The sequence below is a fragment of the uncultured Ruminococcus sp. genome, from assembly GCF_934476685.1.
Taxonomy (GTDB): domain Bacteria; phylum Bacillota; class Clostridia; order Oscillospirales; family Ruminococcaceae; genus Hominimerdicola.
Map to the genome: position 1 here is coordinate 147,731 of NZ_CAKSNX010000001.1, position 12,599 is coordinate 160,329.

Annotated in this window: 8 protein-coding genes and 1 pseudogene; 6 read left to right on the forward strand and 3 right to left on the reverse strand. The window is 41.3% G+C overall.

What is annotated here, in order from left to right; genetic code table 11:
• Positions 1-10 precede the first annotated feature (10 nt).
• Positions 11-802 carry a TatD family hydrolase gene (locus tag Q0E19_RS00660; RefSeq protein ID WP_294407008.1) on the reverse strand — a complete coding sequence of 264 codons (792 nt, stop codon included), beginning with the start codon at positions 800-802 and terminating at the stop codon, positions 11-13.
• 266 nt (positions 803-1,068) lie between these two features.
• Here Q0E19_RS00660 and Q0E19_RS00665 point away from each other — a divergent pair, with 266 nt between their 5' ends.
• The 6 genes and pseudogenes from Q0E19_RS00665 (at position 1,069) to Q0E19_RS00690 (ending at position 9,169) form a co-directional block, all read left to right on the forward strand.
• Positions 1,069-2,136 carry an electron transporter RnfD gene (locus Q0E19_RS00665; protein WP_294406144.1) on the forward strand — a complete coding sequence of 356 codons (1,068 nt, stop codon included), beginning with the start codon at positions 1,069-1,071 and terminating at the stop codon, positions 2,134-2,136.
• Between the two features lie 498 nt (positions 2,137-2,634).
• Positions 2,635-4,116: an efflux RND transporter periplasmic adaptor subunit gene (locus Q0E19_RS00670; RefSeq protein WP_294406146.1), complete on the forward strand. Its 1,482-nt coding sequence runs from the start codon at positions 2,635-2,637 to the stop codon at positions 4,114-4,116.
• A 17-nt stretch (positions 4,117-4,133) separates the two neighbouring features.
• Positions 4,134-4,796: pseudogene (locus Q0E19_RS00675) on the forward strand (ABC transporter ATP-binding protein); the annotation flags it as partial.
• A gap of 203 nt (positions 4,797-4,999) precedes the next feature.
• Positions 5,000-6,847 (forward strand): biotin/lipoyl-binding protein, encoded by a 1,848-nt coding sequence (locus Q0E19_RS00680; RefSeq protein ID WP_294406148.1) that lies wholly within the window; start codon positions 5,000-5,002, stop codon positions 6,845-6,847.
• Positions 6,848-6,861: 14 nt separating this feature from the next.
• Positions 6,862-8,136, forward strand: a complete 1,275-nt coding sequence (locus tag Q0E19_RS00685; RefSeq protein ID WP_294406151.1) for an ABC transporter permease — start codon at positions 6,862-6,864, stop codon at positions 8,134-8,136.
• A 307-nt stretch (positions 8,137-8,443) separates the two neighbouring features.
• The gene (locus Q0E19_RS00690; protein WP_294406153.1) at positions 8,444-9,169 is read left to right on the forward strand and encodes a hypothetical protein; all 726 of its coding nucleotides are present in this window, start codon (positions 8,444-8,446) and stop codon (positions 9,167-9,169) included.
• A gap of 128 nt (positions 9,170-9,297) precedes the next feature.
• Here Q0E19_RS00690 and gyrA read toward each other — a convergent pair whose 3' ends face one another.
• Positions 9,298-11,826 carry a DNA gyrase subunit A gene (gene gyrA, locus Q0E19_RS00695; RefSeq protein WP_294406155.1) on the reverse strand — a complete coding sequence of 843 codons (2,529 nt, stop codon included), beginning with the start codon at positions 11,824-11,826 and terminating at the stop codon, positions 9,298-9,300.
• A gap of 16 nt (positions 11,827-11,842) precedes the next feature.
• A complete protein-coding gene (locus Q0E19_RS00700) occupies positions 11,843-12,568 on the reverse strand; it encodes a hypothetical protein (protein ID WP_294406157.1) in 726 nt (241 codons plus the stop codon).
• Between the last annotated feature and the right edge of the window lie 31 nt (positions 12,569-12,599).

Consider the following 12,599-nt stretch of genomic DNA (forward strand, 5'->3'; position numbering starts at 1 on the left):
AGATCCTTTCTTACTTTGTGTTTATTCCAAAGAGAGTGCAGGCGTTGTGGTTTGTTATATTTATAATTTCCTGCACCGTTTTGTTCTTTATCTCAGCCATAGTTTCAGCCGTTTTTTCTATCATAGAGCTGTCGCATCTTTGTCCTCTGAACGGCGGCGGAGCCATATAAGGACAATCTGTTTCAAGCAGCAGTCTTTCTGTCGGAACAGCGTCGCAGGCTCTTTTAGCTTTCTTTGAATTTTTAAAAGCCAGCGCACCCGTAAAGCCGATATACATTCCAAGACCGACTATTTCCCTTGCTGTTTCAGCCGAACCGGAAAAGCAATGCACCACTCCCTCAGGGCGGTATTTACGGAGTATCTCCATACAATCCTCCGTAGCGTCCCTGCAATGGATCATAACAGGGAGAGATCTTTTCACCGCAAATTCTATCTGCTTTGTAAATACAGCTATCTGTTTTTGCTTATCGTATCCCTCATAATGATAATCAAGACCTATCTCGCCCACAGCGCAAAGCTTATGTATGCTGCTGGCTTTATGATAAAGCTCTTCCAGAACATCTGTAAAGTTATCGGGGATAGAGTCCATACACTCAGGGTGAAAGCCTATCGAGGTATAAAAGTTCTCATATTTCTTTGCTGTTTCGATACCGAAAAGGGAGGACTTTTCATCTGTTGCCGCATGGAGCATTTTATCCACAGGGTGATCCTCACCTATGAGCAGTCTGTCCAGCAGTTCATACCTGTCCTCATCGAAAGCAGCGTCGTCATAATGACAATGCGAATCAAAAATATTACTTATTTCAAAGACATCCTTTCATCACATTATGATATTATCTGCAATATACAAAAATATTATAGCACACCAAATACATTTTGTAAAGCATTTTTTAACTTAATAAGGAATAATTCAGAGATATTGAATAAAAAAAGTTGCAATTAACCGTGATTTTGCTCTTGACATATGGATAAAAGAATTTTATAATATATAATGAATTTATCTGAAAAATATGGTGATGATGTTTATATTTTTCATTGATACATTTTAAAGTTATTGGAGGAAAGATCATGGCAAAGAAAAAGCTTATCCCTGCGGACAGCAATTTTATACTTTACATGGGAAGAATAGATTTTGCAGACCCGAAAAGACCTGAGTTTTACTGGGCAGGAACAAATGCAAGAATGAAGTTTACAGGAACGAGCGTAAGCGCAGTTGTTCACAACCACAGATATTATAATGATATGCTGGTGGGATTTCTTATCGACGGAAAGGAATGCAAGGCGGAGATAAGTGAAAACGACAAGGATATCGTTGTTCCGCTGGCTGAGGGACTTGACGAGGGCGAGCATGAGATAATCTTCTATAAAAGACAGGGTGCTACCCATTATTTTGAATTTTTAGGCTTTGAGATAGACGCTGAGGGTGAAGCGCTTGAACATTCACCTCTGCCGTCAAGAAAGATAGAGTGTTACGGAGATTCCGTTTCGGCAGGTGAAGTTGTTGAGGCTGTTGAATATACTGCAAGCTGCGATCCTGAGGGACATGAGGGAGTATATGACAACGCATGGCACAGCTATTCTTTCATCACATCGAGAAATCTCGGTGCGCAGATACATGACAGCGCACAGGGCGGAATAGCTATATTCGACGGTACGGGATATTATCATGCTCCCGAATTTATCGGTATGGAGTCGGCTTATGACAAGCTCTGCTATTTTCCTGAGGGCAAAAAGGGCATAACAAAGTGGGATTTCTCTTCTTATGTTCCGAACGTTGTTCTTTTCGCTGTCGGTCAGAACGATCCTCACAGAGAGGGACACCCTGACAATGATATCACAGATCCTGAATACAGAACAAAGTGGAAGAACAGATACAAGGATATAATCCTTGATCTGAAGTCAAAATATCCGAACGCATATTTTATACTTCTTTTGACTGTACTCAATCACGATCCTGTATGGGACGATGTAATAGAGGAGATAAAGAACGAGCTTAATGATGAGAAGATATCTCACTGCAAGTTCACAAGGTCAGGAAAGGCTACCCCAGGTCACCCACGTCTGCCTGAGCAGTACGAAATGGCTGAGGAACTTACAGCTTTCATTTCCGCAATGGGAGATAAGGTCTGGGAATGATCTGAAATGACCGAAATATACTTAATATAAGCTAAAAATGCCGTATGTACGTCTTTTGATTTGCATACGGCTTTTTTATACAAATTGTTCAAAATTATACAAATTTTATGTTTTAACATACAAAAAACTGAAAAAAATCTTAATATAATTTCTTTTGCGTTGACATATACAAATAATTGTACTATAATTATTCCATAATAAAAAGATATAAAATTTAAAATCAAAAATAAAAAGACAAAAGACAGACAAAAAAATCAAAGACAACAGACATATACTATATTTAATGCTATAAGGCTATAAAGCTTTTTTGCGGCAGGGGTAAATACTGTCGCTTATTATGCTGTGTAAGGCTGTATAAGCTTTATGGTGGTAAAATATACAATTCAACAGGTAAAATATGTCTGCAATATATTTGCGGACTTTTTTTGTATAAGCAAATTCTGTGTAGTGTTGCTTATATAATATAAATATATAAACTGAATAACGGAGGAAATGGTTATGGCAGCAAAAAAACGTGTGATTACGGTAATAGTTACCGTAATAATCATCTGTGCTTTATGTACAGGGGGATATTTCATCTACAAGGAATTTTCCAAAAACTCATCGTCAAGCGGTGAAAAGGTCTATGTTCAGAAAGTATCCACAGTGAACACAGTCACAGGCTCAGATCTTCTTGCAAATTCATTTGCGGGAGTTATCGTTGCGCAGAAGTCCGTTGATGTAAAGTATGATACTTCAAAGACTATCGACGAGATACTTGTAAGCGAGGGCGACAGCGTTAAAAAGGGCGACAAGCTCCTCACTTATGATGTGGAATCCATTCAGCTTGAGATAGATACAGCAAAGCTTGAAGTGGAAAAGCTCCAGAACACTATCGACACAAACAAGACAGAGATAGCATCCCTCGAAAAAGAAAAACAGAATGCAGACGCTGACGCTGTTGTTTCATACAACACACAGATCCTTTCACTTCAGAGCGACAACGCAAGAAGCGAATATGACATAAAGGCAAAGAACGTTGAGATACAGAAGCTTGAAGCGTCTATAAAGAGCGCTTATGTTACTGCGCCTATCGACGGCATAATCAAAAATCTTAAAGACAGCACATCTTCCTCCAACAGCGGCGACTATTCAGAAAGCTCAGATGTTATAATGCAGATCACAGCTGAGGGAGATTACAGAGTAAAGGGTACATTCAACGAGCAGAACGGTTCGGACATCTACGAGGGTGCAAGCGTTATTCTCAAGAGCCGTGTTGACGATACTCAGTGGACAGGTACTATCTCAGAGATAGACACGAATCCTCAGAAGGATACAAACAATATGTACTACTACGGAGAGTCTGACGAGGAAACTACTTCTTCAAAGTATGCTTTCTATGTTACTCCCGACTCCCTTGACGGCTTTATGCTCGGTCAGCATATCATAATCGAGATGGATAACGGTCAGAGTACAGAGGTCACAAAGACAGGTATATGGCTGTACACAGATTTTATCTGCAAGGACGGCGACAAGAGATATGTATGGGCAAAGAACGCAAAGAAGGACAAGATCGAAAAGAGATATGTTGAGATCGGTGAAACTGACGAGGACTACGGCGACTGTCAGATACTTTCAGGTCTTGAAACTGACGACTATATCGCATACCCTGCCGACTACATAAAGGAAGGTCTTGAAACTACCACAAACCAGTCTGATATATCTGTTCCCGACAATGATCTTACAGACGGCGATGATGTGGATATGTATGATGATGGAACATATGATGATACAGATACAGGCAACGAGGATTTCGTTGATTACACAGACAGCGGCTCTTTTGAAGAGATGTACGGCATAACAGAAGAAGAGATGAATTCAATGACAGATGAAGAGCTTGAAGAATTTTTCAACAACTTCTATGCCGATGAAAACAACGCTGACGCAGATAACACAGACACAACAGATAATACAAATGCTGACGATGCCGCAGAGGCATAACAGAACAGGAGAACGATATGGTATTTGAACTGAAAAATATCTACAAGGATTATCTTCAGGGAAAAGAGGCTGTGCCTGTTCTTAAAGATATATCCATTTCGGTAGATGACGGCGAATATGTCGCTATAATGGGTCCGTCGGGTTCGGGTAAATCTACCCTTATGAACATAATAGGCTGCCTTGACAAGCAGACGAAAGGCACGTTCTTTTTCGACGGAGCAGATATAATGAGCTGTTCAGACAAGCAGCTTTCCTCAATAAGAAACAAGAAGATAGGTTTCGTATTCCAGAACTTCAACCTGCTTCCAAGACAGTCTGCACTTGAAAATGTAGAGCTTCCTCTGCTTTATGCGGGCGTTCCGAAAAAGCAAAGGCATGAGCTTGCAAAGCAGGCGCTTAAAAAGGTAGGTCTTGAGGACAGAATGATGTTCAAGCCTACGCAGCTTTCGGGCGGACAGAAACAGAGAGTGGCTATTGCGAGGGCGATAGTAAACAAGCCTAAGCTGCTGCTTGCCGACGAGCCTACGGGTGCATTGGATACAAAGTCGGGCGATCAGGTAATGGAGCTTTTCAAGGAGCTTAATGATGACGGTGTTACTATCGTTATGATAACACACGAGCCTGAGATAGCGAACTGTGCAAAGAGGGTAATGTATATCCGTGACGGCGAACTTCACAAGGGAGCATTTGACAGCAGAAATCCGAACTTTAATGAAAATGATACGGATGAAGTTTCGGACAATGCAAACAACTCAAATGATATTGAAATTTCCGAAATAAGAAAAGCTCAGAGCGTTGAAGAACTTATGGAAAGTTACAGAAAAAACAAGAACACACCGAACATCAGTTTTGCTGACAAAGGGGAAGAGGGAGGTAAAACAAAATGAAAAAACTCATAATTTTTCTTCTCTGCTTTGCAATACTCGGTACGGGAGGATTTTTCGGATATAAGAAATATGAAAAATCACAGGACGATAAAAAGGTAGTTGACGTTGTTCCTGTTAATATGATGGCGGAAAGCGCTGATATGTACGACTATTCAAGCGACGATATGTCGGGCGAGATAATATCCGCAAACTCACAGAAGATATATGTTGATTCTCAGAAGCTTATTAAAAAGGTATGCGTAAAGCAGGGCGACACAGTCAAAAAGGGCGACACCATACTTGAATATGATATGACGGTAGTTGAACTGGAGCTTGCGCAGAAAGAAAATCAGGTCAAGGTAATAGAGCAGAACATAAAAATGGCTAACAAGGAGATAGAAAAGTACAAGAAACTCCAGCCTTCGGAAAATGCTCCGCAAGAGCCTGATGAACCGGATACTCCGGACATTCCCGATGAACCAGATGAACCGGTCGTACCTGACGTACCAGATCCTGAGCCTGAGCCGACTCCCGAACCTGTGGAAACTGTTGACGTTGTAAAGCCTGCTTTTGTACAGGCAAGCGGAACGGGTGAAAAGACCGATCCTTACATAATAAACTGCAGCACAGAGGCGAAGGTAGCACTTGCATTTATGCAGAGAATGGCTTCTACAAAAAAATATGCAGAGCTTTGCATTTATGACAAGGACTCAAATTTCCTTTACAAATGGTGCATAGACGGCACAGCGATAAATGTGAAAGAGGCACAGAACTGGAGCGTTTCAGACGGCATCACTATTGATGAAAAGACAGGTCTTATAACTCTTGACACAACTGCAAAATTCTATGGAACATTTTCATTTGCTCTTCCGGCAGGCACACAGCAGGCTGACGATACGGACAGCAGTGATGATATATCAGACGATACAGATATAAGCGGTGATGATTCCGATATAAATTCTTCTGATGACGGCTATGACTATACTGCGGACGATATCGACAACACAGATACTTCTGACGATAACAGCGGAAGTCTGGACTATGTTTATTCAAAAGCTGAGCTACAGCAGATGATAACAGAAAAGCAGAATGAAATAAAGGATATGCAGATAGAGCTGAAAAATGCAAATCTTGAATACAACAACTCTAAGAAACAGAAATCTGACGGCAAGGTAGTTGCAAATATCGACGGCGTTGTAAAGAAGATAAGCGACCCTGATCAGACGCAGGACACAGGTGACGGCACATCTGACGATCACACCGATGAGGACTATACCGACGAAGATATATACAGCGGTGATTCGGGCGACAGCGACGCTTTCGCCATTATCGAGGGCGACGGCGGAGTTGAGGTAAGATGCTCAGTTTCAGAACTTAATCTTCCAAAGGCTGCGGTGGGAAGTTACCTTAACGTTATGTCATGGGAAACGGGAAGTTCAACTTCCGCTGAGGTGACAAGCGTTGAAACCGAACCTTCCTCATACAATGCTGAAAACTGGGGAGATAACCCGAACAACTCAACATATTATGTTCACGCAAAGCTTGATGATTCGGCTGATTTCAATGTAGGCGACTGGGTATCAGTTTCATTCACAAGCAGCGGAAAGGACACAAGCAACTCTGTTTACCTGCCTATCCACTATGTAAGGCAGGAGGGCGGAAACTACTACATTATGAAAGCAGACGATAACAACAGACTTGTAAAGCAGTATGTAAAAGCAGGTCAGATAATGTATGGAACGAACATTGAGATAAAGGGCGGTCTTAAAATGTCCGACAGAATATGCTTCCCATACGGAACAGATGTCAAAGAGGGAGTAAAGACAAAGGATTCCACTGAAGTTCTTTACCCTGACAGTTATTAAGGAGGGGAAATATAATGTTTGAAAATATAAGACTTTCCCTGCAAGGCATACTTTCCCATAAGATACGTTCGTTTCTTACTATGCTGGGCATAATCATAGGTATTGCGGCTATCATCGCCATAGTTTCCACCATTGAGGGAACAAACGAGCAGATAAAGAACAACCTTATCGGTTCGGGAAACAACACGGTAAAGATATCTCTTTCAGACGGCGACAATGATGTAGACTTCACATGGAATTCTGTGCCGTCAAACATAAAGGTCATAACAGACGATATGAAAAAGCGCATAGAGGATCTTAAAGAGGTCGAAAGCTGCACACTTTACAGAACAAGAAGCAATCTCGACAGCCTTTTCTACCTCAACAAGAAGATAGACTCAGCTATTATATACGGCATTGATGAGGACTATTTCTCCACGCTGGGATATGATATCGCTGAAGGAATAGCTTTCACAAAGGATCAGTATAAGAATTATTCCAAGGTGGCTATAATCGACTCAACTCTTCAGAGAGGACTTTTCGAGGGCGAAAGCGCCATAGGAAAACAGATAGACATAAACGGCGAGCCGTTCACTATCATAGGCGTTGCAACAAAGCGCATAGGCTTTGAGCCTGTAATAAACTCGGTCAATGATTATTACACATACAATCAGACATCGAGCGGACTTATTTTCATACCGACAGACGACTGGGGAATGCTTTTCAGATATGATGAGCCGCAGAACTGCATTGCAAAGGCTGTTGACACAGACAGCATGACAAACGCAGGAAAGAAAACGGCTGACATACTTAACGAAAATGTTGTTTCAGTAAAATCTGCCGGAGAAAATACCACAAACTCTATGGAATACAAGAGTGAGAGCCTTCTTGAACAGGCTAAGGCACTTCAGGATCTTTCATCTTCAACCAACAGTATGCTTATCTGGATAGCAAGCATTTCTCTGCTGGTAGGAGGAATAGGCGTAATGAACATCATGCTCGTTTCCGTTACGGAGAGAACAAGAGAGATCGGTCTTAAAAAGGCTTTGGGCGCAAGAAAGAGAAGAATACTCGCACAGTTTTTGACTGAGGCTGCCGTTCTTACAAGCATCGGCGGACTTATCGGAGTTTTCTCAGGCATAGGTCTTTCAAAGATAATCGCAAACATCGCAGATGTACCTGTGGCAATATCTTCTATGGCTATTGTGGTATCGGTAGTGTTCTCAATGGTAGTAGGAATAGTTTTCGGTCTTATACCATCTATAAAGGCTGCGAACCTCAACCCTATCGACGCTCTCAGATACGAATAAAACATATAATATTACGTTTTTCACACCCTTTCTGCTTAGGCGGAAAGGGTGTTTTGTTTATTTTTTTACTGAATTGACATTATTATTCAAGTATTACAATTTCGTTACCCTGTTAAAAATTTTTTTGCGACAAATTTACGCTTATTTATAAAAGTGAAAAATACAAATAATATTTTGTTAACAATAACAGTTGACAAATACCATTTATTATGATATACTATATCACATATGGTATTATTATTTTAAGCTGAATGCTTTGACTTTTTCAGAATGCTTTCAGCCTATGTAATTGTAAGAGGGAATTAAAATGAGCGAGCTTGAAAGAATTGAACAGGCGGAAGCTTATATTAACAGATACTTTGAATTTGAGGACGCTGTTAAGGTAAGCTACGAAAATAAAGATTATCTTAAAACATACATAAAGGACATATCTCAGCTCACCGCTGAATTTAACGTTAAGTCAAAGACTTTGAAGTCTATCGGTATCTGCGCACTTATTGCGGCGGCGGTGTTCATTGTTTTCTTTGTGCTTTTTTCTAAGATAATACTTGTTCCTATCGTTGCGGGAGCGGCTGTATTCGTTCTCGGCACAGCATTCGTTATTGCGCTTAACAAGTATAAGCTGACGGCTGCGGAGGAGCATCAGAAAGAGGTCAATGAGGGCATAAAGGAACAGATCGAGATACTTGACGGTCGTATCAGCCAGCTTGAAAGACAGCGTGACGATTATCTCAAGGCTCTTGAAAAGAAGATAGACTTTATGACTCTTGATGCTGACTATATGAAAAATATAGGCAAGATAAAAGGATACATTGAAAACGGTATGGCTGACACCTGTGAAGCTGCGGTAGAGTTCTTTGAGCAGGATCTTCTTATGCAGCAGATGACGAATATCATCAGCAGCAGCGAACAGCCTATCTTAACAGAGGAAGAAAACAAGGAACGTTTCGGTGATCCGCTCAAGATAATAAAGGAAAACAAAAAGAAGAAAAAGAAAGAGAAAAAAGATAAGAAAGAAAAGAAATCAAAATAAAACAAATCACACAGGTCGGGCAAAGAAAATTGTCCGACCTTTTTTATGCAGATAAATAGATACATAGATAAAAAATATGCAGCACCTTTTTTCGGTACTGCATATTTGTATTATTAAGCTATTCGGCTTTATTCTTCTGTGTCTGTATCGTCATCAATTACAGGCTCTTCCTCAATAACTTCCGCACTTTCTTCAGCCTTTGCAGCAGCTATCTCTTCCTCAGAAGCTTTCTCGACCTCTGCGATCTCTGCTGTGCTGTCATGCTCTGTTCTTGTGAAAGTAACGACCTTTTCGTTCTCGCCTACTCTCATAAGCCTTACGCCTCTGGAGTATCTGCCCATAACGCTGATATCGCAGGCACGGATCCTTATTACGATTCCGTCTGAGGATATCATAATGATATCGTCATCATCATCTACTACCTTTATGCCGCAGACATTTCCTGCCTTGTAGTTCATCAGACCGTAGCCGCCTCTGTTCTGTATCCTGTAAGAGTCAAGTTCAACTCTTCTTCCAAGACCGTTCTCAGAAACAGTAAGCACACTTGCGCCCTGTCTTACTCTTGCCATTGAAACTACATAGTCACCCTCACGGAGCTTTATAGCCTTTACGCCGTGAGCAGTTCTGGACATCTCTCTGATAGTTTCTTCCTTGATGCGGATAGCGCTGCCGTTATGCGTTGCTATGATAACTTCATCGCTGCCGCTTGTCATTCTTACTCCTGCTATCTCGTCGCCCTCGTCAAGACCGATAGCGATAAGACCATGCTTTCTCACGTTCTTATATGAACGCAGCGGAGTTCTCTTTATCTTGCCGTTCTTTGTTACCATAACGATATAATTGTCAGCCTCAAAGTCCTCGACCTTTATCATGGCTGCGATCATTTCGTTTTCGCCCAGCATAAGGATATTATTGATATGAGTACCTCTTGAAGCTTTTGAACCCTCAGGCAGCTCATAACATTTAAGCTTATATGCAAGTCCCTTTGTGGTAATGAACAGGATATTGTCATGTGATGAGCATACGGACATTTCTGTGATACAGTCGTTCTCACGCTGTTTCATACCCGTTACGCCCTTACCGCCTCTGTTCTGAGCCTTGTATACAGAGATAGGCATTCTCTTTATATAACCAACATTTGTATATGTTACAACGCTCTCCTCAACAGGGATAAGATCCTCGATATCAACTTCACCGCTGACATTTTCGATCTGAGTTCTTCTCTCGTCGCCGAATTTTTCCTGAATAGCCTCAACTTCCTCGATAATGATATCAAGCACTCTCTGATGATTTGCAAGTATATCTTCAAGGTCAGCTACTCTTATCTCGATCTCAGCCAGTTCGTCGATTATCTTCTGTCTTTCCATACCGGTCAGACGGCCGAGAGTCATATTTGCGATATGCTCAGACTGTATATCAGTAAGACCGAATCTCTTGCCCAGTCTTTCCTTAGCCTCTGGAACGTTCTTTGAAGTTTTCATTATCTCGATAACTTCGTCGATATTATCCAGAGCGATAACAAGACCCTGTAAGATATGCTCTCTTTCCTTGGCCTTTTTCAGATCAAAGTTTGTTCTTCTTCTGATTACCTCGACCTGGAAGTTTATATATTCTTCAAGTATCTGCTTAAGAGTAAGTACCTTCGGCACACCGTTTACAAGTGCAAGGAAGTTTACTCCCACAGAATCCTGCAGCTGAGTGTATGTGAAAAGTTTGTTCAGTACGACCTGCGGATTTGCGTCCTTTTTCAGCTCGATAACTATTCTCATACCATCTCTGCCTGTTTCATCACGGAGATCGTGTATGCCGTCTATTCTCTTATCCTTTACAAGATCAGCGATAGATACAACAAGTCTTGACTTGTTTACCATATAAGGTATCTCTGTAACAACGATACAGTTTCTGCCCTTTATCTCTTCGATAGAGGTCTTTGAACGCAGGATTATCTTGCCCTTACCTGTGCCGTAAGCAGCCCTTATTCCTGCCCTGCCCATAATTATTCCGCCTGTCGGAAAGTCAGGTCCTTTTATAGCTCCCATAAGCTCGTCAAGGGTGCAGTCAGGGTTCTTCATGACTATCTTCATTCCCTCTATTACCTCATGGAGGTTATGAGGAGGGATATTCGTTGCCATACCTACTGCAATACCGACAGCACCGTTACAGAGGATATTCGGAAATCTTGACGGCAGCACAACAGGCTCCTGCAGTCTGTCATCGTAGTTCGACTGGAAATCTACTGTATCTTTCTTTATATCCGTCAGCATATTAAGTGACATCTTAGCCATTTTAGCTTCCGTATAACGGTAAGCAGCAGGCGGGTCGCCGTCAACAGAACCGAAGTTTCCGTGACCGTCTACCAGCGGATATCTCAGTGAAAAGCTCTGCGCAAGTCTTACCAGAGCATCGTAAACCGAAGCGTCGCCGTGTGGATGATAACGACCAAGTACAGAACCGACCGTATCCGCACACTTACGGTAAGGCTGATCCGGCGTCAGACCGTTTTCATGCATTGTATATAGTATTCTTCTGTGAACAGGCTTCAAGCCATCTCTTACATCAGGCAGCGCTCTCGAAACGATGACCGCCATTGAATACTGTAAAAAGGACTCACGCATTATGCTTTCGACGTCCTGATTTATAAGATTATATTCGTCCACTTAACCCACTCCTAACCTATTGATCTTCTCTTTTTTCGTAATCCTCGCCAAGCAGCTCAGAAAATCTTTCACGCAGGATATCCTGATCCTTCTGACCGATCACTCTTTTAGAGAGAACGTAAATCGTTTCTTTTTTAAGAATTATGATAAACATTTCGCCTGTTTCGATAACGTTAAGGGAAATATCCTTGAAATTCACTACCTTAGGCTTTACGGGGACGAAATCTTCTTCCTCAGTTTCCTCTTTCGTGAATATGGTTTCTATAATGAACTTATCGTCATACAGCGTAAAGCGGTATCTGTCGTCCTCAAGGGATTTCAGTGCCGAAACAAGATACTTTCTTATCCTCACCGTATTGAACCATGTTGCAAATATCATAAAAAGACAAATGAACATAAGCACCCAGTTAAGGTATCCGGAGGGATCTCTTATTATTGAAACAAGAAACAGCAGAGCCACCGCCGCAAAAGCTGCGGTAACTTTCCAGTTGTGCTTATAGACATACTTTTTCTGGAATGTAAGAAAAGCCTTTTCCTCTTCCTCGTTTTTTACATCATACTCAAAAGATGTTATCGGCTCAGACTCTTCTTCATCTGTTTCAGATATCTCAGCCTCATCATCGGCAATATCTTCAGATACTTCCTCAGTCTGTTCCTCAGCTATTTCTGCCTTTTCTTCAATTTCTATTTTTTCTTCTGACGTATTTTCAGTATCTTTATCCTTGTTTTCTAAATTATCCAAAATAAGTTTCCTTTCTTATGTCTGAATAAGA